Annotated in this window: 18 protein-coding genes and 2 pseudogenes; 18 read left to right on the top strand and 2 right to left on the bottom strand. The window is 34.0% G+C overall.

The features are described from left to right. The first annotated feature begins 147 nt into the window (after positions 1 to 147). The 4 genes and pseudogenes from ABL518_RS04785 to ABL518_RS04770 all read left to right on the top strand — a co-directional run bounded on the left by ABL518_RS04785 (position 148) and on the right by ABL518_RS04770 (position 3,283). A complete protein-coding gene (locus tag ABL518_RS04785) occupies positions 148 to 882 on the top strand; it encodes an ankyrin repeat domain-containing protein (protein ID WP_095742654.1) in 735 nt (244 codons plus the stop codon). Between the two features lie 25 nt (positions 883 to 907). Further along, a pseudogene (locus ABL518_RS04780) lies at positions 908 to 1,367 on the top strand (ankyrin repeat domain-containing protein). Positions 1,368 to 1,379: 12 nt separating this feature from the next. Continuing rightward, the gene (locus ABL518_RS04775; RefSeq protein ID WP_010082245.1) at positions 1,380 to 1,820 is read left to right on the top strand and encodes a DUF2924 domain-containing protein; all 441 of its coding nucleotides are present in this window, start codon (positions 1,380 to 1,382) and stop codon (positions 1,818 to 1,820) included. Further along, on the top strand, positions 1,814 to 3,283 hold the full coding sequence (locus tag ABL518_RS04770) for a recombinase family protein (protein ID WP_010082246.1): 1,470 nt from the start codon (positions 1,814 to 1,816) through the stop codon (positions 3,281 to 3,283). Before ABL518_RS04775 ends, ABL518_RS04770 begins: the two co-directional genes overlap by 7 nt. A gap of 396 nt (positions 3,284 to 3,679) precedes the next feature. Here the strand turns inward: ABL518_RS04770 and ABL518_RS04765 are convergent, their stop codons facing one another. Further along, positions 3,680 to 6,595, bottom strand: a complete 2,916-nt coding sequence (locus ABL518_RS04765; protein WP_251371785.1) for an ankyrin repeat domain-containing protein — start codon at positions 6,593 to 6,595, stop codon at positions 3,680 to 3,682. An 825-nt stretch (positions 6,596 to 7,420) separates the two neighbouring features. On the opposite strand from ABL518_RS04765, the gene ABL518_RS04760 reads away from it, so the two are divergent. From ABL518_RS04760 to ABL518_RS04740, 5 genes and pseudogenes are all read left to right on the top strand, one after another. Further along, the gene (locus tag ABL518_RS04760) at positions 7,421 to 9,946 is read left to right on the top strand and encodes an ankyrin repeat domain-containing protein (protein ID WP_095742655.1); all 2,526 of its coding nucleotides are present in this window, start codon (positions 7,421 to 7,423) and stop codon (positions 9,944 to 9,946) included. 260 nt (positions 9,947 to 10,206) lie between these two features. Next, positions 10,207 to 10,426, top strand: a pseudogene (locus ABL518_RS04755) (transposase); the annotation flags it as partial. A 405-nt stretch (positions 10,427 to 10,831) separates the two neighbouring features. Continuing rightward, positions 10,832 to 11,317, top strand: a complete 486-nt coding sequence (locus tag ABL518_RS04750) for an ankyrin repeat domain-containing protein (protein WP_015589130.1) — start codon at positions 10,832 to 10,834, stop codon at positions 11,315 to 11,317. Positions 11,318 to 11,456: 139 nt separating this feature from the next. Beyond that, the gene (locus tag ABL518_RS04745; protein ID WP_348994366.1) at positions 11,457 to 12,113 is read left to right on the top strand and encodes a hypothetical protein; all 657 of its coding nucleotides are present in this window, start codon (positions 11,457 to 11,459) and stop codon (positions 12,111 to 12,113) included. A 20-nt stretch (positions 12,114 to 12,133) separates the two neighbouring features. Continuing rightward, positions 12,134 to 12,382, top strand: a complete 249-nt coding sequence (locus tag ABL518_RS04740; protein ID WP_251371787.1) for a hypothetical protein — start codon at positions 12,134 to 12,136, stop codon at positions 12,380 to 12,382. Here the strand turns inward: ABL518_RS04740 and ABL518_RS04735 are convergent. Next, positions 12,371 to 13,282: an Rpn family recombination-promoting nuclease/putative transposase gene (locus tag ABL518_RS04735; protein ID WP_015589128.1), complete on the bottom strand. Its 912-nt coding sequence runs from the start codon at positions 13,280 to 13,282 to the stop codon at positions 12,371 to 12,373. The two genes, ABL518_RS04740 and ABL518_RS04735, sit on opposite strands and share 12 nt — an antisense overlap. Positions 13,283 to 13,862: 580 nt before the next feature. Between ABL518_RS04735 and ABL518_RS04730 the strand changes: the two genes are divergently transcribed. From ABL518_RS04730 to ABL518_RS04690, 9 genes are all read left to right on the top strand, one after another. Continuing rightward, the gene (locus ABL518_RS04730; RefSeq protein WP_251371788.1) at positions 13,863 to 14,117 is read left to right on the top strand and encodes a transposase; all 255 of its coding nucleotides are present in this window, start codon (positions 13,863 to 13,865) and stop codon (positions 14,115 to 14,117) included. Between the two features lie 31 nt (positions 14,118 to 14,148). Beyond that, positions 14,149 to 14,595 carry an IS3 family transposase gene (locus tag ABL518_RS04725; protein WP_320109417.1) on the top strand — a complete coding sequence of 149 codons (447 nt, stop codon included), beginning with the start codon at positions 14,149 to 14,151 and terminating at the stop codon, positions 14,593 to 14,595. A gap of 153 nt (positions 14,596 to 14,748) precedes the next feature. Further along, positions 14,749 to 14,913, top strand: coding sequence for an IS3 family transposase (locus tag ABL518_RS04720; protein WP_080717614.1), 165 nt, complete (start codon positions 14,749 to 14,751; stop codon positions 14,911 to 14,913). Positions 14,914 to 15,610: 697 nt separating this feature from the next. Continuing rightward, positions 15,611 to 16,375: a cytochrome c oxidase subunit II gene (gene coxB / locus ABL518_RS04715; protein ID WP_010082658.1), complete on the top strand. Its 765-nt coding sequence runs from the start codon at positions 15,611 to 15,613 to the stop codon at positions 16,373 to 16,375. Between the two features lie 15 nt (positions 16,376 to 16,390). Beyond that, complete coding sequence (ctaD, locus tag ABL518_RS04710) at positions 16,391 to 17,941, top strand: cytochrome c oxidase subunit I (protein WP_095742657.1); 1,551 nt, start codon at positions 16,391 to 16,393, stop codon at positions 17,939 to 17,941. Position 17,942: 1 nt separating this feature from the next. Then, the gene (locus ABL518_RS04705) at positions 17,943 to 18,830 is read left to right on the top strand and encodes a heme o synthase (protein ID WP_010081859.1); all 888 of its coding nucleotides are present in this window, start codon (positions 17,943 to 17,945) and stop codon (positions 18,828 to 18,830) included. Between the two features lie 175 nt (positions 18,831 to 19,005). Then, positions 19,006 to 19,443, top strand: coding sequence for a ribonuclease HI (gene rnhA, locus ABL518_RS04700; protein ID WP_010082655.1), 438 nt, complete (start codon positions 19,006 to 19,008; stop codon positions 19,441 to 19,443). After that, positions 19,436 to 22,558 carry an AsmA-like C-terminal domain-containing protein gene (locus ABL518_RS04695; RefSeq protein ID WP_348994365.1) on the top strand — a complete coding sequence of 1,041 codons (3,123 nt, stop codon included), beginning with the start codon at positions 19,436 to 19,438 and terminating at the stop codon, positions 22,556 to 22,558. The genes rnhA and ABL518_RS04695 overlap by 8 nt, the downstream gene beginning before the upstream one ends. 216 nt (positions 22,559 to 22,774) lie before the next feature. Further along, positions 22,775 to 22,897 carry a hypothetical protein gene (locus tag ABL518_RS04690; RefSeq protein WP_255703183.1) on the top strand — a complete coding sequence of 41 codons (123 nt, stop codon included), beginning with the start codon at positions 22,775 to 22,777 and terminating at the stop codon, positions 22,895 to 22,897. The last annotated feature ends 65 nt before the right edge of the window (positions 22,898 to 22,962 follow it).

Raw genomic sequence — 22,962 nt, 5'->3', positions numbered from 1 at the left:
ATATACTATATTAGTATTTAGTTAAAAAGGTGTACTACGCGAAAAAAGACTTGCCTTTTTATGCCAAAACGCACATAACTTGAATAGCAGCAGGTAAATATAAGAAATTTGTCTGGCGCTAGAAAAGATAATTTTGTGAGGTATGAAATGGGGTTCAGCGAAGAAAAGAAAGAATCTTTTAACAAGTTTTTTAAAGAAGTATCAAGGAATGGATTTAAAAATATTAATAAAAGGGATGAAAAAGGAGAAACAGTATTGCACCATGCAGTAGAAAATTCCGATCACAAAACAGTGAGGTTATTAATAGAAAAAGGAGCGGAGATCGATGCAAGAGATAAAAATGGTTATACGCCACTGCACTGTGCAGTATTCGCAAAAAGTTTAGAAAATGTAAAAGTACTGCTAAGGTCAGGAGCGGAAATAAATGCCACTCAATATGTCAGTGGATGTACGCCACTGCACTCTGCATGTAAAATAGGAGGAGCAGGAGTTGAAATAATAAAAGAGCTAGTAAAAGCAGGATCTGAAGTTAATCAACTGAATAAGTATGGTTCAACACCAATGTATTACATATGGGAAAGTGAAAAGTATTGTCTATGTGATAGGGAAGAGAGTGAAAAGGCAAGTAAATTTTTGAGAGCAAAAGGTGGAGTAACAAAAAGTAGAAAACTGACGTGCTATGGAATAGAGGGGCTAGTGGGAGAAATAGCAGACAAGTTGGATAGGAGCTATATGCCAGAGCTAAAAATAATGGAGATCGAAGAAATAAGGAAGAGAGACAAATCATTAATAAAGAAAGAATGTCAAAATTTAGCAACCAAGATAATGTGCCAAGTAAACGAAATGATAGATGAGGTGGTGAGAATTAAAAAAGGGACTTAAATTTAAAGAAAAGGTGAGGTAGGTTATGAGTAAAAAAGAAAAAGAGGATGCACTAAAAGAATTATTAGAGAACTCAGGTAAAAATATTAAGGGGACAAAAAAGGAACTGCATTATGCAGTAGACGGAAAAACAGTGAGCTTATTAGTTGAAAAAGGAGCGAATGTGAATGCAGCGGATGTAGAAGGATATACAGCACTGCACCTAGCGATAACGGAGAAACGTCTAGAAACAGTTAGAGAATTGATAAAATCAGGAGGGAATGTAAATGCTGAAGAGTATGGCAGTAAATGCACACCGCTGCACCTTGGCATGTATGGTGGGGAAAGTGGAAATAGTGGAGGAGCTAGTAAAAGCAGGGGCTGAAATAGAACAAGCAGATAAATTTGGGATGACAGCGATGGATTATGCGAAAAATAGTAAAGAGGTAACTGAAGTATTGAAGAAAGAAACAGACAGAATAGAAAAGTTATTTGAGAAATTATGAGAGGCTGAAAATATGGAAAGAAAGGAAGAAATAGAAAAGAAAGTAATGAATTTAGAGAAAAAAGCGTTGGAAGAGGTGAGGAAAATATGGAAAAAGGTATATGGAGAAGGAGCGCCTAGATACTCAAAGAAATACCTGATACCAAGATTAGCTTATAGAATGCAGGAAAAAGCGTACGGAGAAATATCAAGAAAAGGGGCAAAAAGACTAGAATACCTGGCAGATCGACTAGAGAAGGGAAAAAGGATAAGTAGCGATAAACTGCCAGTAGAGGGAACAGAGCTAATATTAGAAAGAGGGGAAGAGACGCATGCGGTAATGGTAACAGATAAGGGTTTAATCTATAAAGAAGAGTTTTATACGTCATTATCAGCAGTAGCCGGCAAAATAATGGAAATGAGTTATAATGGACCGCTCCTATTTGGAATGAGAGATAAGGAGAAAGAATGCTGAAAGAGGTAAGATGCGCGATATATACGAGAAAATCAAATGAAGACGGGCTAGAACAAAAGTTTAATAGTTTAGATGCACAGCGAGTAGTATGTGAGAAGTATATAAAAAGCCGAGAAGGGTGGGTAGCATTGGCAAAAAAGTACGATGATGGAGGGTTCTCAGGGAGTAATTTGAATAGACCAGCGATAAAGGAATTGTTTGAAGATGTAAAGGTAGGAGAAGTCGACTGTGTAGTAGTATATACGCTAGATAGGTTATCAAGAGAAACAAAGGACTGCATAGAAGTAACATCATTTTTTAGAAGGCACCGGATAAGTTTTGTAGCAGTAACACAAATATTCGACAATAATACGCCAATGGGAAAATTTGTACAAACAGTGCTATCAGGGGCGGCACAACTAGAAAGAGAAATGATAGTAGAGAGAGTAAAAAATAAAATAGCAACATCGAAAGAACAAGGGTTATGGATGGGAGGAAATCCACCGCTTGGCTATGATGTAAAAGAAAAGGAATTAATAATAAATGAAAAAGAAGCAAAAATAATAAAGCATATATTTGAGAGGTATATGGAGCTGAAGTCAATGGCAGAATTGGCAAGAGAGTTAAACAGAGAAGGATATCGAACGAAAGCAAAATCAGATATCTTTAAAAAGGCAACAGTGAGGAGAATAATAACAAACCCAATATATATGGGAAAAATCAGGCATTATGAGAAACAGTATAAAGGAAAGCATGAAGCGATAATAGAAGAAGAAAAATGGCAAAAAGCGCAGGAATTGATAAGTAATCAGCCATATAGAAAAGCAAAATATGAGGAAGCACTGCTAAAGGGAATAATCAAGTGCAAGAGCTGTGATGTAAATATGACTCTGACATACTCAAAAAAAGAGAACAAAAGGTATAGATATTACGTATGCAACAATCACTTAAGGGGGAAGAATTGTGAATCAGTAAATCGAACTATAGTAGCTGGGGAAATAGAAAAAGAAGTGATGAAAAGAGCCGAATGCTTATATGGGGATGGAGAAAATTTAAGCTTCAGAGAACAGAAAGAAGCAATGAAAAAATTAATAAAGGGAGTAATGGTAAAAGAAGATGGAATAGAAGTGTGTTCTGAATCAGAGGAAAAATTTATACCAATGAAGAAGAAAGGAAACAAATGCATAGTAATCGAACCAGAAGGTAAAACAAATAATGCACTATTGAAGGCAGTGGTGAGAGCCCATTCCTGGAAACGGCAATTGGAAGAAGGAAAATATAGAAGTGTGAAAGAGCTGAGTAAGAAAATAAACGTAGGTACAAGACGTATACAGCAAATTTTAAGATTAAATTATTTAGCACCAAAGATTAAGGAAGATATAGTAAATGGGAGGCAGCCAAGGGGTTTGAAGTTAGTTGATTTAAAAGAAATACCGATGCTGTGGAGTGAGCAAAGGGAGAAATTCTATGGTCTTGATTTATAAAAGCAACAGAAAAGGGCCACACAAAAAGATGTTGAAATTGATATAGAAAAGTAAGTCAATGTTACAGAATCAATTATGCGAAAATATCAATATAAATAATGAAGATTTTAGCATATCAGATGCAATAGTGATAAAAAATGTATCCAACTTTAACTGCATATTTTAATAGTAGATTTGGAGGAAAATTCTGTAAACATCAAAAAAAGCAATACTCTAAACTTCAGCACACAACTCCAGGAAATAGTACATGTCGAGCAATCTATAGCCCCTTTTGAATCTGAGAGTGTACTTGAAAATCCATAAACATTAAGTAAACTTTTTAAATAAAATAGTTTCTTTTTCAACTTACTAAATAAACTTCTCCCATCATTGCTGTGTAACAAATCATATACAAAGCTATGGTCTACTTACAAGCAGTGCCTTCTGTTGATGAGATGCTTTTTCTATCTTTAACTCATCCATACTAGAGCTTGGCAAGCTTGAATAGCATAAGGAATCTTTTTGTTCTTGCGTTTGTTTTGCCAAGGCCTTATTTCTATAAAGTAGGGGTTGAAAATGATCATGGCCTCCATTTACCATATGTAAGACACTATTGTGACTATAATCTATCTTACCTGCTTTTGATCCTGAGCTATCTATTAACTGATGCAAGAACGGATCTTGTTGCTTATCAATAGTGTGCAATGGGTTACTTTCTGCAACATGCAATTTCACACCATACTTATCACAAAGTATTCTGCCCTCGATATCGGAACGTCCCCAAAATTCATTCTTTCCAATGCTATTGATATATTGGTTACACGTAATTCCACGATTTACGAACTCACCTTCAACCTCATCAAAGTCATTGCCAATTTTACTTATAAACCACTCTGGAGGATTGTCTTGTGCAAATCTCTTACACTCATTCCTTAACTGCTTTACAGTAACTTTGATTCCCTTCTGTTGTTCCAGATTTTGCCTGAATGAATCAAAAAAACAGCTTCCATTATTGATTGCGTGCCCTAAATAGAAGTCATCAGGTATGTTTGATTTTTGCTCTTTGTCACCTTGTTTTTCTGCCTTTTCAATAATTTCTTCCTCTAAACCAAAAATCTTACTCCAGTTGTATTTACCTTCTAACTCCAATTTTTTACTTTCCTTTTCTGCTGCTTTAGCTAAGTCTGTTTTAGAAATATCCCCTTTTTCTTCATAGAACCTAGATAAAATTTTAAAGATATCTATCAGGTAAGTTTTTACGTCAAAATTCTTCTCCTTTTTTACAATATTAGACTCAATATTGCGTAAATCTTGTAATAACTTATGCCTTCTAGCAATTTCCTCCATAGAATCCTTTCTTAACTCTTCACGTTCTGTCCATTTGTTGTTAGACTCGCTTATTACTTCAGGATGCATTAATTTTCCAGACCTTTCAAAATATCCCTGTTCAATAGCATAGTAGATATCATAATCACCAAGTGCACAATCCTCGCCTAATTCTTCTTCATGACCTTTGAATTTTTCCAATACTTCCTCTTTATTACTCACTTTTACTATAATTTTGCTTTTATCTTGTACGTCAGGATACAGTCTAACGTCTATATTTCCCAAACTGGTATAGAAAGTTAATACTATATCGCTGCCTTCTGTAAGATCTGTGTAATTCCTTATGCCATCTTGGGTTATAATTTCCACCTCACTTTTGCCAATTTTTATTACACTCCTTCCATATCCTTTTTCTCCTTGAGGTATTCCTAAATTCCTTGTTCTATCTGTGATTTTTGCAACATCTATTATACTATCCTCTGAGTATTCTAAGTAAGATACACTGTTATCGATTTTTCCATCACACAGTTGACCACTGGTAGCATCCTTTGCAACTCTAAAAAATTCTTCAGCATAATTAATGTACTCTACATGAGCCTTGATTACATTAGCTTTATGATCTTTAAACTCTCGTTCTATTGTATCAATGACTTTTAAACTATCTGAGTTTTTTAACTTTGCTCCTCTCGATATTAATGCACATACTATATCACTGGCAATTCCATAGCTTCCTTCTAACTTAGCAATTTTTTCTAGTACGTGATCTGCAAAGTAATAATCTTTGTCTTTAGCAAAATTTAATCTCATTCCAGAAGCTATAATCTCATTTACAACTTCCTGTAGTTCAATCATGCTTTTAGCTTTTACTACCTTACTCAAAAACTTATTTAGCTTAGCAAGTTGATTTGTTTGATACATCTCTGACAAGAGACTATCACATTTTTCACAATTATCTTGCTTATTACCTACAAAGTCAGTTGCTCCTGCTTTTAAGAGTAAAGCTTTTACATCAGGAAATTGACAAAACGGCCAAATTGAACTATCACCCTTAACATTTAAAACTATCTTTAAATCTTGGTTATTTTTATGTTTATCTAAAAATTTTTTCAGATCTTCAACACCTGGACCATAAGGATTATCCCAATCTTCATCAGAATCTGTAGCTTTAACCATTTTACGTAGTTGGTCTCTTAACTTTTTTTGGTTGTCAGTTAAAAAACACTCTATAATATTGTTGCTATCAATTGCAACTTGCAGTGGAGTTTTTCCATCGTTATTTTTTATGCTTAAATCAGCTCCTTTGCTTATGAGCAAATCCATAGTTTTTCTGCTTTGATCACTACACTTAGCAGCATAATAGTGTAAAGGTGTGTTACCTTTTTCATCTTGTATATTTGGATCAGCTTTTGCATCTAAGAGATACCCAAGATCTTCATATCCACTAGAATAAATAGCAGTATCATGCAAAAGTGTTTTACCTTTATTATCCTGCATACTTAGATCAGCACCAGCTTTGAGAAGAGAAGGAATAATTTCGTCGTATTCGAGAAACACGTTCAATATTGTTGTTCCTAGATGCCCTCTTTTTAGATTAAGAACGTACTTCAGGTCTTTATTTTTCTCGTTACTTTCTAAAAACTGCTTAAGATTTGAAAATGAGTCATAATTTCCCATATTAAAATCTTTTATAATACTATTGAGTAATTTTTGATTTAACTTTTTTTGACTCTCTTCCAGTCCTAAGTTAGGTGCATGAATAAGCCACTCATCTATTAAATCCTCTAAGTATTTTTTATCATCTATCAAACTTCTATCAGCCGAAAATAAATCTCGCTTAATGAATTCATAATAACTATCTACTGGTAATCCAGTTGCTTCTGTTTTTGGGCTACCTATTTCTGAAAACTCTTGTCCAGCACTTAGGTCACACTTCAGTTTTTGCTCATCAGTGTGTTTGCTTTGTTCACTGATAGGTTCTGCAATATATTTTACTGACCCTGTATCCATATTACCTCCTAGCTCTAGATATAGAATATATTATATAGAATGTGTAGTATGTGTCAAGTTAATTTCAACATAATCTTTTTACTACTCATATTTTTGTTAAGTTTTTATGGTGAGTACTGCTAGGTTAAAAGTTGTTTATTACTGGAAGTTTTAGCCAATTTTACTATAGATCAACAAAATTGAGAACACCAGCTATATTTAATATATAGGAATATGATGCTTTAAAGGAGTACAAAAACTGCTGAAGCTTATACAGTAACCTGCGGAGCCACTTCAGCAGAATAAACAAACATATGCTAGTATTAGTAGAGAATTATTTATAAGTCAACTAACTTTTTAAAAAAATATTTTAGTGAAGATACCATGCTAGCTAGTGTTATAAGGAATTGAATTATTGACTCTTCCTAAGATTGCAAAAAAGGTCGTATATTTGTGAGAACAAGCCGCGTAAAAATAAGGTTATAAAAATAGAAGATTTAAATTATTTCAATAAGCTTAGGCAAAAAAGTTCGTATGTAGATATGGATGAAATGGGCTAATATAGCTAGTTTTAGCGTATAGTTAAATTGTTATATTAAAAAGTTCGTATGGTACATATGGTAGACCAACCGATTCCAAGAAAAATTGTTCTCACGCTTGCTGGTTTTGGGTGCTGGAAATGGTTATATTGTTTAGGTTTTTAACAGTATATATTGCTAAATTAGTAGCAATATATTAAAGACTTTCATCAAAAATTATTCCATAAAAAATTTCTAAATAGGGGTTGATAAGTTTTAAAAATGGAGTATTGTACTGAGTAGGAAAATAGTTTTTTTTATATAGTTTATGAAAGATCAAACGAGCCTTACAACGGATTTTACGCATGCTATAGAAAATGACGACTTTAAACGGTTGGAGGAATATATTGATCAACATATTGATAAATATAATGTTAATCGTGAACTTTTAGATAAGTTGCCTTTGCTGTCCTGGGCTGCCTGTAAAAATAGTGTAAATGTAGCTCAACTTCTTCTTAGTATTGGTGCTGATATTGACATTAGATGTGACCAAAATTGGACACCTCTACACTATGCTGTTAGTGCAGGTCAATACGATATGGTTAGATTTCTTGTTGATCAAGGTGCCAGCATTTTAGCTAAGGATAATAATGTTAAGACACCTTTACGCATAGTAAATGAGCTTGGTAACACGGAAGTAGCAAACTTTTTGAGAGCAAAGCTAGATAAATATTTATTTTCTGCTATAGAAAGAAAAGATATTAGAAAGGTTAGTGATTTTCTTGATGGAGGTGCTAATATTGAGGCTAAAGGTATAAACAATCAAACGCCTTTGTGTGTAGCTTCTTGTAAGGGTAATTTGTATGTCCTTAAACTTCTTCTCAGTAGAAATGCTAAGGTTAACGTTCAAGATGATAGTAGAAAAACACCTTTACATTATGCTGCTAGGGAAGGTCATTCAGATGTAGCTGAACTTCTTCTTGGCCGTGGTACTATGATTGATGCTGAAGACTGTTTTGGTATGGCTCCTCTACACTATGCTGCTTACCACAATAGAAAAAATATGGTTAGCTTTCTTATAAAACAAGATGCCAAAATTGAGGCCGTGGATAAAGAAGCTAAAACACCTTTACATTATGCTGCTGGGAAAGGTCATTTAGATGTAGCTGAACTTCTTCTTGACCGTGGTGCTATAATTGATGCTGAAGACCGTTTTGGTATGACTCCTCTACACTATGCTGCTTGCTACAATAGAGAGGATGTGGTTAGCTTTCTTATAAGCCGAGATGCTAAAGTTGAGGCCATGGATGAAGAAGATAAAACACCTTTACATTATGCTGCTGGGGAAGGTCATTTAGATGCAGCTAAACTTCTTCTTGACCATGATTCTATAATTAATGCTAAAGACCGTTTGGGTATAGCTCCTCTACACTATGCTGCTTACTACAATAGAGAGGGTATGGTTAGCTTTCTTATAAGCCAAGGTGCTAAAGTTGAGGCCATGGATGAAAAAGCTAGAACACCTTTACATTATGCTGCTAGGGAAGGTCATTTAGATGTAGCTAAACTTCTTCTTGAATGTGATGCTATAATTGATGCTAAGGACTGTTATGATCGGGATCCTTTATATTATGCTGATTCGTATAATAAATTAGATGTAGTTAGACTGCTTGAAGGTAGGAATGGTGTGAACACTTGTAACCTTCTTACTAATTTTTTAAGTGCATGTATCCATTCCCCTATTGCTCGTTACTTCGGAAGTGTTTGCGTAGAAGGAGCGCCAATTTTATACAGAAGGCAACGTGCCTCTGCAATTGATCACAATGCTTTGGAAGGTAGTTTACGACTCTTCAGTATCTGTAAAGGAGGAAGAGAAGGTATAGATAAAACACGTTTCAATAAAGAGATTAGTTATCTACATGAAAATGCTTATTTGTATGATGTTTTACTGTTACAAGATGAGGAAAATCAAAACACACTTTTGCATGTGGTTATTAAAGAAAATCAGGTTGATCTTGTAAAAGAACTTTTGTGTATTCTTAAGGAGCCATATCGTTCGAATAAGGTGTATAAGTGCAAGTATTTTGAAGATAAGCAAGAAAATGAAAAGCCGCTTTCTAAAGTTATTAATTCTAAGGATAAAGACGGAAAAGATGCAATTACTCTGGCTATTGAAGGTAATGACCCAGAATGTATTTCGGCTCTTTTCAAGTATTTAACTTATGAAAATATTAACAGAAGGAAAGATGTTAAAAGCGATTACACACCTCTACATGAAGCTGTGCGTTCTAGAAGTAGTAACGCAATTAGTGCGCTTCTAAAATCAGAGCATGTAAACGTTGAGCTCATAGATGGAAGATCTTACAGAGCATGGAAATATGTTAATAATGAAGAAACAAAACAATTGTTTATTAGGTATTATAGTGATAAAATTAATGATTTGCGTAAAGAATTAGCACATTGCAATGAAAAATTAGCGCAAGTCGAGTATTTCCTGTGCAGAACAAAACTTGCTTTTGTATGCTCTGCAGCTTTTGGCTCTTGTCTTAATATGTATAAAAATTTTCATGATGCAAGAAGTGGAGATATGCCAGGTGTTACCATTCATCCTCTCTTGTTGTTATTTTCTAGTGCTACAGGTCTAATAGTGTTGTGTAATCATTTTATCGATTTAACACTTTCAAAGTATAAAGAAGAAAGTGTTAGCTTGCAAAAAAATTGGACAGTTTTAGAGAAGCAAGAGATAAGTTGGAAAATAAATTACTTCATTTTCAAGAAGGTACATCTCAGGGTATTAGGACGAATTCAATTTCTACGCAACTATCTGATTATGATGACGTACCTGGAACATTAGAATCACCTACCTCTATAAAGAGCTTTGAAAGCTCAGCAAAGGTATCCGTTTATAACCTGCCTAAGGAATTTAAGTAGCCTAATTTAGTAAGTACATAGAAGTAATCATATTAAAGAAGATATTGGTTTTTGAAGTAAGAGGAGAAAGCTCACAATCTTTGCTCATGTGTCTAAATTGGAGAACCAAGAGAAAGTTTGTTCCACAATAGAGATGTTCAAAAAAGTGTGTCAAATCAAAAAGAAAGTAATAAATTGATATAAAAAGGTGAAATAGAAAACCACTTATTGGCTGAAAGTGAAGAAAATAATAGAAAAAATGGGAGAAATGCAAAGGCTTTACGTACAAGTGCAGATTCATTTGAACTTTTAACACCAAGAGATAGAGAAGGAACCCCAAATAGTCAAAAAAAGGCAAATAAATTTACATCCAGGGCTTGAAACGAAGATTTTAAGCATATTTGCAAGACCAATCGATTTCCAAAAAAATCTTCTCATGCTAGCTGGTTTTTATTGCTGAAAGTGGTTGTATTATTTAGGTTCTTAGTAATATTTAATATTAAATTAATAGTAATTCATTAAAAATTTTCATCAAAAATTATTTCAAAAAAATTTTAAATTAGGGGTTGACAAGTTTTAAAAGTGGAGTACTATTCCTGAAATACATTAGATTACTAATTTTTTATGGTATGCAAGTGTGTGATGGCTAAGGTAATTTTACTTTTGTGAGCGGGCTATGTTATGTGAGGGCATTCCAGAATTCTTGTTTGAGGGAAGATGGTCCTTTCTGTGTTGCTTGAGGAAAGAAAAAAGCTCAGGGTAAGAGTGGCTTGTTATAGTGTGATTGCTTAGTTAAGTTAGGTAAGTTTTTATAAATGTGGAGGGACAAATGACTTTAAACAATGATGATTTATTAGTTAGTGCTGCAGGAGCAGGACGCCTTAGTGACGTTAGAGAACTTCTTGAGAAAGGGGCTAATATTGAAGCTAGAGATAGTGATGGTTACACATCTTTGCATAGGGCTGCTGAAGGAGGTCATTTAGAGATAATTAGATTTCTTATAGATAAGGGGGCTAATATTGGAGCTAAAAATAAGGATGGTGGAAAACCTTTAGATGTAGCAAATACCTCTCGTCAGTCAGAAGTAGTAAACTTTTTAGGACCAAAGCAAAGTGAGTATGATAGACTTTTATTTGCTGCTGTAGAAAGTGGGAATGTTAGTGAAGTTACAAATCTTCTCAATATTGGAGCTAGTATTGAAGTTAAAGGTGTAGAAAATGCGGAGTTTAGGTTAGCCCGTTATGTAAAAAGAATTATGGAGATGAGTAATTACCATAATGTTCATTCGGAAAAAAATCTGAGCTTGAAAGGATAAAAGGAGAATTACCAGAGTCAGTAAAGAATGCAGTATTTTCATCGGAGGTATGTATTAAAAGTGTTTACTATAGTAATGAGTATTTATATCCTGCTAGTGATTATCTTAGCCATGATAGGGATAGAAGGAGAGTATTTACTTGGAGGCCAGGGGCAAAGATAGTCCATGTCAATGGAAAATTGAGGATTGTGGATCTACTCGCAAGAAGCGTGATGTACAATATAGTATTACAAAAGAAGCTAAGTGTGATCTATCTTATGATAATGCATCAGACAATTCATCGCAAAGTGACGAAATAGGCTATAACAAAATAGGAGCTACAAGCGGAGCAAGTAAGCCGTCTTCATGGATAGATGCTGTTAAAGGTGTTTTTCAGTTTATCTCTTCCCCTTTAAGGGCTGCGTTGCCTTCATTTTCAGAAAATAGCTCTAGCCGTTCTGGTACAGCAGGAAGTAGCTCCAATCATTCTGATACAGTAAGAAACCCAAATATCCAATATACTAGCCAATTTAGTCGTGAAGTTTGTGCGAGTAATAATGCTAGCTTGATGTTTTTCTTGTTACAAGCTTTTCTAGATAAAAAGTGTCCTCTTCCTAAGTTTTCTGATGTTAATCCTGTAAAGGCTCTTTTTTACACATCGGATATTATAAAGTCGTTCAAGGAAGTATTAGAGAAGCAAGCTGAATCGAAAGGTGGTATAAAAATGCACCGCTTAGATATTAATTTGAGAAATTATTTGAGAAGATTAATGAAAAAATTAGGAGTGGTGAATTTAATGAAATTTCAGGGATTTTAAAATCATACGCAGAGGAAGCATTGCCTGGTAGAGAACCCGGAGATCCCGGTAGATTAAGTCCGAAAAAGTTTGATAAGTTTATGGCTGAATTTAATAGAAGAATAGACCCAGTAATAAATCAATTAATGCAACAAATGTTAAGCAGATTAGAAGTGAGTGACGTAAAAGAACAACAAATAAGCTTGGAGCCTAAAAGTTATCTAAATAATACTTCTGTTCAATGTCATTTAACTCAAGCTAGAGGTCAAGGTAAAGTATTAATTCCTTAATTTTTGAATTTCATCTATCGAAAGGCCGGTAATTTGAGCGATAACATCAATAGAGACACCGGCCTTAAGTGAGTTCTTTGCCACTTCGATTTTCTCTGCTTTTCTGCCTTTTTCATGTCCGATTTGGATGCCTTCTTCTTTACCTTCTTCTCTACCTTTTTCAGTAGCATCATCAAGTTTTTGAGCGAGGACAGCCTGTTCATCAAGAATACGTTTTATTTCCTGTTCATAGGCAATAAATTCTTTTTCTGACCAGTTGAATCTATTTAGCTCTTCATAGGCCTTTTTAATTATTACATCACTACCTATTATTTTTTCCAGCTCTTCTTCACTAGTCTCATCTGCATATCGAAAAAAATAAACCCATTTTTCAACTATATTTTCCAACTGATCTTCCTTATTCTTTGGAAATTTTGGCAACTCAATAAATATAAAATAGAAATCTTTTAGATCATGCTCATTAGTGTCTTCATCTCGAATAGTATGCTTTGATTTGTACTCAGATTTATTAGGAAACAGTACACAATCTGCTATAGCAATGAAGATAATTTCCTTAAGGTTATGATACTGGTCACCTTTATCAGCTTGCCTTGAGTAAGCTTTAGCAGCATAGTATTGGGCACGTTTTTCAAAGCCTTTAGTTTTAGCGACCTGCATTTCGCAAATGTATTGAGCACCTGTAGAATCTCTACAGAGAACATCAACAATACTTTGCTTTTTAGCGGCGATATCGGGGTCTTGAATAGTACTTAAAAACTCTATATCCTTTATTTCATTTTTACCAGTAAAGCCAAGAATATCATTGAGGAAGTGAATAAGGATATCTCTATTTTTTTCAGTACCGAAGATACGCTTAAACGATACATCATTTTTGGGATCAAGAAACTTAGAAAAAGTCATAAGAAAGAACCTTAAAAAGCATTAATAATTATACATAATTCTGAAGAAATGTTCAAGTTTTTTATTTTTTTAAGTTTTGAATGCGTTGATGAAAAAAATGTCTCCCATAGATGGCTTTAGAATGCTATTACGCACCTTAGACGTCCTTTTGTACATCTTTTATTAACCCTTCTATAAAGCGCCTTAAAAGGCCGGCAAATGGATGCTATGAGTTTGGAGCTGTAGGAGACATCAAAGATACCCTTTTTGGTGTATAAAAATACGAATCTACGACAACATCGTTTAAAGAAATTAGCAGCTATTAATATCTTCTACCTTTTCATAAAAAAATAAACAAAAAAAAATTGAAAATTTGATTTGACTTCACCCAAAAGCTATGGCTTTATGCCAATACTGCTAAGAAAATAACAGTAAACATTTAAAAATAATTTATTATTAGTGAAGGGTATATTATATGAACAATAAGAATAAAAGTAAAGATCGTAAAAAAGAAATAGAGTTCCGAATTGACCTTACCCAGAAAAAGTGGAGAGAAAGAAAGGAGTTTTTTCGGGTAAAATAAAATTTTGGAGGATTAGAAATGGCAAGAGAATATACAGCAGAATTCAAATTGGAAGCTGTTAAGCTGGCAAATGAACAAAGAAAGGTAGGTCAACCAGTTGCAAAAGTAGCAAGAGATCTAGGAATAAGGGATAGTGTATTAGGAAAATGGATGAAGAAATATAACGAAAAAAAGTCAGCGGCAAATGCATTTCCAGATGTAGCACCTTATGACAAAGAGAGATTTGATTTACAGAAAGAGTTAGCAAAAGTAACAAGAGAAAGAGACATTTAAAAAAAAGCCCTGGCCAGTCAAAAAGAGTAAAATATTTTTTTATATAGTAACTGCTATAAAGTACAGGAATTATGTAGGATTTTCTGCTAGTGGCTACTATAAGTGGACCACAAGAAAAATAAGCAGTAGAGAATCAGCAAATAAAGAGTTATTAGCAGATATTCAAAAAATATATCAAGCTTCTAAATGTAGATATGGAGCTCCTAAAATTCATGCTGAATTGAAGGCTTTGGGTAAAAGTTGCAATTTGAAAACGGTGCAAAGTATTATGCAGAAAAATGACATCAGGGCTATACTGAAAAGAAAGTTTAAAATTAAAAAACAACAAACAGATAATAGAGCTGTAGCTCCCAATATACTAGATCAAAACTTTATTGTTGATCAACCAAATAAAGTATGGGATTACTTATATAAAAACCAAAGAAGGATGGCTATATTTGGCAACAATAATCGATCTATATTCACGCATGGTAGTTAATGAGCAGTTCAATAAATAAACAATTGGTTATGGACTCTTTATTAATGGCCGTTAACAAGCGTAAACCTGCCAAAAATCTACTATTACATAGTGATCAAGGTTCACAATATACTTTGCAAGGTTATCAATATCTCTTATCCATAAAAAACATAGATGAGTCATAAAGGTTGTTGTTACGACAATTCTGTTGTGGAAAGCTTCTTTAGCTCATTGAAAAGAGAAATACTTATTGATACTTCACAACACTCTGCTCAACAAACTAGAACTGCAATATTTGAATACATAGAAATTTTTTATAACAAACAACGTCACTATTAACTATTGCATTCCTGAGCATTTTGATTCATCATTCTCTTTGTGAAAAACATTCCAAACTTTCTCTCCACTTTTTCTGGATAAGGTCAAAAAAAACGCCGATATTTTAGTACATAGTAAATAGCCAACCACCACGGGGCTTCTTTTGCCTTTTTTTTTATTTGGTAAATTTCTTAATGTTTATGGCTAAACGACAATCGTCATCCCGCTACGTGTTAGCGGGATCTATGCTTTGAGATACTGCGAATGAATCGCGGTATGATGGTTAAGTAAGGGATCTATGCTAAGAGATGCCAAAGACCTTCATGAAACTTTGCCCATTTGGCTTCTCTAAAGATTTCGTTGTATAATGAAATAAAGAAACTTGTAAGACTTTGATCTTACAGATTATAAACTTGTCATAAAGTTTAATAGTGTCTGTTACTGCTTTTAGGTGTGAGGCTAGAGGGTTATTAGCAGTAACAGACACTATTAAACTTATTATAGAATTTACTTAAAGTAAATACTTAATTTAAAATATTATAATATTTTTACTTACAATAGATTTATGTAAATGCTTTTTTCCTCAATTAGTATTGTACTATTATACTTGTTGAATGCTAAAAAATTATTAACCATCACTAATCTCTATTTGCATAGTAAGTTTATATATACTATTATACAGTATATCACTTAGTTTTATAGCAAACAAACAAAAGATATGGTGAAGTTATTTGCACTATTGATAATATTTTACTCAAATATATCTGTTGCCTCTGCTCCTACTTCCTGGCAATTTGGATTTCCTGCTCCTGCAACTGAAGTAATGGAGGCTGTAGTTAGGTCACATTCGTTTGTGATGCTTGTGATGGTTACAATAATGCTTTTTGTGTGGGCGCTGCTTGCTTATATAGCGTTTCGCTTTCGTAAAAGCAAAGTAACAAACATAAGTAAAACTACCCATAGTGTTCCTTTAGAAATTATTTGGTTTGTTATACCAACTATCATTGTTGGAATATTAGCCTTTGAAAACGCTAAATTACTGAAGCTACAGGAAGAAATACCGAAAGCTGATATAACACTGAAAGTTATTGGCCATCAATGGTATTGGAGTTACCAATATCCAGAATATCAAGGTGTGTCATTTGATAGTTATATTAAGGGAAAAGAAGACTTTATCGAAGGAGATTTAAAGCTATTCTCTGTTGATAACAACATCATTTTACCCGTTAATACTAACGTTCGTTTACAAGTTACAGCAGGAGATGTGATACACAGTTGGGGAGTACCGGCTTTCGGTGTAAAAATTGATGCGATACCAGGTAGGCTGAATGAGGCGTGGTTTAATATCAAAAAGCCTGGTGTTTATTATGGGCAGTGCTACGAATTGTGTGGTCAAGGCCATGGATTTATGCCAATTGTTGTTGAAGCAGTAAGCAAAGAAGATTTTAATCAGTGGATTGAAAATAGAAAATTAGTGAGTTAAATTTGGAGTATAGATATGAGTGACGTACCAAAGGGCATAAAGCGTTGGTTGTTTTCCACCAATCATAAAGATATAGGGACACTGTACATTATTTTTTCCATATTAGCTGGAATTATTGGTGGATTATTATCGGTGATTATTCGCACTCAGCTAATGCACATTAATATACTTAACAATAACTATCAATTATATAACGTAATGGTTACAGGGCATGCGTTGATAATGGTGTTTTTTATGATAATGCCAGCCCTCATGGGAGGATTTGGTAACTGGTTTGTACCTCTCATGATTGGCGCACCAGATATGGCATTTCCTCGTATGAATAATTTAAGTTTTTGGTTATTAGTGTCATCTTTTATTTTGCTCATTCTCTCAGTGTTTATTGGTGAAGGTCCAGGTACAGGTTGGACTTTATATCCACCTCTATCACAGGTAATGTCCCATCCAAGTGCAGGAGTTGACATTGCTATACTTGCACTTCATGTTGCTGGTATGTCGTCAATTGTTGGGGCGATCAACTTTATAGTTACTATATTTAACATGCGCACAAAAGGAATGTCATTAACTAAGATGCCACTGTTTGTTTGGTCTGTCTTGCTAACAGCATTTATGTTGATTGTTGCCTTACCAGTGCTTGCCGGTGCTATAACTATGCTTCTTACTGATCGCAATATTGGTACTTCCTTTTTTGATCCTGCCGGTGGCGGCGATCCTGTGTTATTTCAACATCTATTTTGGTTTTTTGGTCATCCAGAAGTTTACGTAATTATTTTTCCTGCATTTGGCATCATAAGTCAGGTTGTATCAACTTTTTCTCACAGACCTGTATTTGGTTACATAGGGATGGTTTATGCAATGATAGGTATAGCAGTATTTGGCTTTATGGTTTGGGCTCACCATATGTTCACTGTTGGGCTTAGTGCTGACGCTGCTGCATTTTTTAGCACTACCACAATTTTTATCGGTGTTATAACTGGTGTAAAAGTCTTTAGCTGGATTGCAACTATGTGGGGTGGAGCAATTGAGTTTAAGACCCCTATGCTATTTGCACTAGGTTTTATTTTCATGTTTGTTGGCGGTGGCATAACGGGAATAATTCTTTCTCATGGTGGAATAGATAAGCTCCTGCACGACACCTATTATGTTGTTGCTCACTTCCATTATGTCATGTCACTTGCTGCATTATTTGGAGCTTTTGCTGGCTTTTATTATTGGATTGGTAAGATGTCGGGTAAACAATATAATGAGCGCTTAGGTCAAATCCACTTTTGGCTTACTTTTATTAGCACCAATATCACTTTTTTACCTCAACATTTCTTAGGATTAGCTGGTATGCCAAGGCGTATACCTGATTATCCTGATGCGTTTATCCCTTGGAATTATATATCCTCAATTGGTTCGTATATGTCCTTTGTTTCAGTTATGTTTTTTGTGTTTATAGTTATACATCTTTTTAAATGGCGCAAGAAAGCTGGAGATAATCCTTGGGAAGGTGACACCTTGGAATGGACGGTATCTTCACCACCGCCTTTTCATACTTTCGAAAAGCCACCAGTGGTAAAATAGAATGTACACAAGTGTTTTGCTAAATGTTGAATCAACAATACTGGATTTTTGGCGTTTGCTGAAGCCAAGGATAATGTATCTTGTGGTATTTACTGCAGTTGCTAGTATGGTTACTGCACCAGGTAGTATGCACCCTTTTCTAGCACTAATATCTCTTATATGTGTTGCTCTTGGCTCAGGATCTGCAGGTGCTATAAATATGTGGTATGACAGAGACATAGATCTGCTCATGGAAAGGACAAAAAACCGCCCTATACCCTCAGGTAGAGTTTCTGCAGAAAGTGCGCTTGAATTTGGTATAACTCTTGGAATATTGTCAGTATTTATCATGGCAATAGCAGTAAACTATATTTCTGCTGCTTTGCTTGCTGTTAGCATATTATTTTACGTTTTCATATATACAATTTGGCTAAAAAGGCGTACTCCGCAGAATATCGTTATCGGTGGTGCAGCAGGTGCTTTCCCTCCAATGATTGGCTGGGCAGCTGTGACTAATTCTGTCAGTTGGGAAAGTTTCATTTTATTTTTAGTAATTTTTATGTGGACTCCACCACACTTTTGGGCCCTATCTTTAAATAAGTCTGAAGACTATGCAAAGGCATCGATTCCAATGTTCAATATTGTTTATGGTCCGGAAAAAACAAGAAAATATATATTAATTTATAGTGTTTTGCTGGTGCTAACTAGCTTGCTTCCGGCTCTATTTTTGAAAAAGGCTTTACTTTATCTAAGCATGGCAACCTTTGAAGGTTGCGTTTTTATTTGGTACGCTGTATCTGTTATGAAGTTCAAGAATCACAGCTCACAGAAAAAAATGTTTTCTTATTCAATTTCTTATCTATTTTCCCTATTCGCCAGTATTATTTTTTGTTCTATTGATTTATTTTAGTTATGAAAGAACGGCAGAAGCATAAAAACTATTTTTTACTTTTCCTTTTGGTAATGCTCGTTGTCACACTTTTTTTTGTTTCTATAATAAAATTTAAAGGTGCAGCTTAAACTACCTTTAGAAATTGTGCTTTCATAAAAGCAACTATATACTTTGTTAACCGATATAAACAAAGATGAGTAAAAAAGAAGTGATAATATATACGGATGGGGCGTGTTCTGGTAATCCTGGAGCGGGAGGATGGGCAGCTATCATATTATTTCAAGATTACAGAAAAGACATTTATGGTAGAGAAGAAAATACCACAAACAATAAAATGGAGTTAACAGCGGTGATCAATGGGCTGAAGGTATTGAAATTTTCTTGTAATATTAATTTATATACGGATAGTCTTTATGTTAAGCATGGCATAACAGAATGGATAAATAAGTGGAAAATGAATGGCTGGAAAACAAGTAATAAAAAATCAGTAAAAAATATGGAATTGTGGAAAGAGCTAGACAACGTTGCTTCACAACACGAAATTGATTGGAAGTGGGTTAAAGCACACAGTGGCGATAAGTATAATGAGGAGGCTGATAGTTTAGCAAGAAAAGCAATAATCGATGCTTAAAAAAATTACTATATTATTTTCCGTAGCTTTATTATTCATATTGTGCTTCTTTATTTTTTTTAAGCCTTTAGAAATCAATATTAATTATATTGATTTTTATGTTAAACATAAAATATCAAAAATATTTGTTGGCTCAAGCGTTAATATGGAGAATACCTCAGTTGTTTGGCAGAAAGATGGCAAAGATCCGTATTTAGTCATTACGGATTTGGCAATAGCAAACCCTAATTTTACTATAAAAGTTCCTGAGCTTTTTGTACATTTTAAGTTAAGTTCCTTATTTAAAGCTAGCACAAATCTCTCTCAGGTTTCAGCTGATAATGTGCATGTATGTATCAAGAGAGAAGAAACTAATGTTAATCCGCAAAACTCATTAGACCTTTTGGATAATCATTATTTAAGTAGTAACCGCCTTCCTTCGGTGTCATTCCAGCGCGTGACGCTGGAATCTAGAAAAAAAGAAACAAGTAGTCAAGCTACTTGGATGACAAGGACGAGTGCTGGGATGACAGGAAAAAAAGATACTGGGATGACAGGGAAGAATTTCAAGATGACAGAAAGTAGTGCAAAAAATCTATTAAAAACAATAAGGGAATTTTTTTTTGACTTAAATGCGGATTCAAAAATTGAATTTACTAACATCGCTATTGATAAAAGCACAGAAGATGAATTTTTTATTGATAAATTATATATAGGGAAGGGGGAAGATTTTAATGTTTTAGATATTCATGTGAATACAAAAGATGGAAAGGGATTTTTGGATGATTTATCAATTACGATAAAAAATCGCAACAATTTGCTAAATGTGTACGGGACATTTTATGATCTAAAATTGGGACTATTGAGCAAGTTTTCTACATTAGTTAAAAGCTACAATTTGGACAAAAATATAGGATTCAAAGGAAGCTTCTCAGTGAAAATTAATAAAAAGGATGAAATTGTAGATGGAAATATATACGTATTGAATACAGAAAATTATTTGAACAAAAATTTGGCCTTAACTAATGTAAATATAAATTTAACATATAGTGATGGAATTATTAGTGTAAAAAACTTCCATTTTAAGTTAAATGACACGTATCTCTCTTTGATAGGCAAAATGAACTTTAGTACAAGTCATGCTTTGCTTAGAATTAATATTAGTAAGTTTGCTGCAAAGGATTTATGTACTTATATACCAGATAGTGTAGTAAATAGTAAATTTAAAAGCTGGTATTGTGATAATATTGATGGGGATGTTTTAAATACCATTGTAAGTTTCAATGGCAAAATTAACAATTTGGTTGATGACGATCTGTCAGACATTGTAATTGTTGCTGATATAGAAAACGGTAGCGTAAAATTTGATGAAGATTTTGAGCAAGTAAAGGAATTAAAGGGTGATTTGATCATCAAGAATAACGATCTTGAAATTACTGTAAATAGCGCTAAGTTTCAGAATTTCACTGTTAATGGTGGTGATATTGAAATGAAATCTCTAAATAAGGAAGATTCAGTTCTAACCATTAATGGCAAAGCTGTAAGTGATGCGTATGGTTTATATGAGCCTATAAGATTTAAGCTGGATGATGTGGTGAAGGTTGAAAGGGATAAAGTAAGTGGAATGGCAAAATCCGTATTTAATTTTCGCATTTTTAATCTAAATGCTGATGACAAAAAAGTAGACTTCTCAGCAAATTTTCATTCTGAAATTGACAATTTGGCCGTCTATAATGCAAGTCTTGGTAAATATGATATTAAGCTTAGTTTTGGCAGTGACTTTATAGATTTAAATGGTAGTGGTATGGTGAATAACACACAGCTATTATTTGACCTGAAAAGTAGCAATAGGAATGAAAGTTTCGCCTGGAATTTGACCGGAGATTTACCCGCTCAAATATTTAATTTTGATAGTGGCTATGTCAGTGCAAATTTAGAGTCAGTGATAAATCAAGATAAGACGGGGTATGTTAATGGTGATATAGATTTATCAGAATTTGAATCACATTCAAGCTACTTAGGGTGGAAAAATCGCTTTGAAGATCACAATAAAATTTTGTTTTCTACAAGGTTAAAAGGAGCAGGTGAATTGTTAGTAGATAAATTAGACATTGTAGGAAATGACCTAGATATAAAATTCAGCGGAAGAGTAGAAAATGGAAATTTATATTTAAATTCTAGTAGCTTTAAATTGCCTGATAATGATTTTAGTATAGAAATTGAATCAGGTAAGGAGAAAAATGCCATAACTATTTATGGTGAGGAAATTAACTTAAGTGATATTTTAGGCTTGCTTGGCAAAAACAGTAATGGATTAAATAAAGATATAGAGATTAGTATGAATGTTGACAATGTAATTATGAAAGAAGGCATCGTTATCAAAAATGCTAAGCTGAATGTAACCTGTACTAAAGGTAATTGCAATGGAAGTCAATTTACAGGGCAGTTTCTGGAAGATAGCAGCAACATACTAGCAGAATACAGTGGAATAGGGCTCGAAATATATGCGGATAATTCAGGTATGCTTTTGCGTTCCTTAGGCATTAGTAAATCAATTAAAAACGGCAAATTGTCTTTTTATCTCTCTCCTCAGAGAGAAAGTGGAGAACATTATGGTACGTTATCCATTAGCAATTTCTACATCAAAGATGCTCCACTACTTACTACTTTATTGTCGATGTCTTCATTGCCTGGCATTGTAAATGCCATAAAAAATGAAGGTGTATACTTTTACAAATGTAATGCACCTTTTTCATACAAAGATGGCACTATTGAAATTGAAGAATCTTGGCTTGAAGGGGCGGAGTTAGGTATTAGCACTGGTGGTAAGCTCGATATTAGAAATTATAAATTCCAGGTTGCAGGACAAGTAATACCAGCATATTTAATTAATAAATCTTTGTTAAAAATTCCTATAATTGGAAAACTTCTTACTGGTGGGAAAAGTAGGGGAATCATTTCAATAGACTATAAAGCAAGTGGTGATGACAAAAACAATAACGTATCTGTTGATCTTATCTCTTCGCTAACTCCAAACCTATTAAAGAGGTTATTGGGAGTGTTTGATCGCATTATGACAAAAACTAACGAAAGTGGCTTAAAAGGTGGTGTGAAAAAGAAATTTGGTTCGATATGACCAAAAGGGAAGTTATTTAACAAAATTATGGACAAAAATGCAAGAATTTCAGAATGATCTACCTGGTTTTTTATTTAGTTGTTTAAGTAATACCACTCCCTTTAACCTCTCTATATTTGCTGAACAACTAAAAAGGGTAGGGGGGTGGTTGTAAATTGTATCTGTTCAGCAGAGTGGCAAAATAAGGTAGACGAGAAAAGACAACTATAGGAACAAATGGGTGTCATGCCAGTGCGTGACACTGGTTTCCATCCAAAAGGGTGTCATTCCAGTGTCAGCTACTTTCATGACATCGTTTACTATGTGCCATATTGTAATGTTCGTACAGTTGTGGAATGAATCGCGGTATGACGTGTTGCTTGGGTCAGCTATAGTATAAATATACTAGGGGTTATAGTTTTCTT

This window comes from Wolbachia endosymbiont of Drosophila willistoni, from assembly GCF_040084705.1.
GTDB classification, from domain to species: Bacteria; Pseudomonadota; Alphaproteobacteria; order Rickettsiales; family Anaplasmataceae; genus Wolbachia; species Wolbachia pipientis.
The sequence above is the reverse complement of the archived record's forward strand: the minus strand, read 5'-3'. Positions and strand labels throughout refer to the sequence as shown.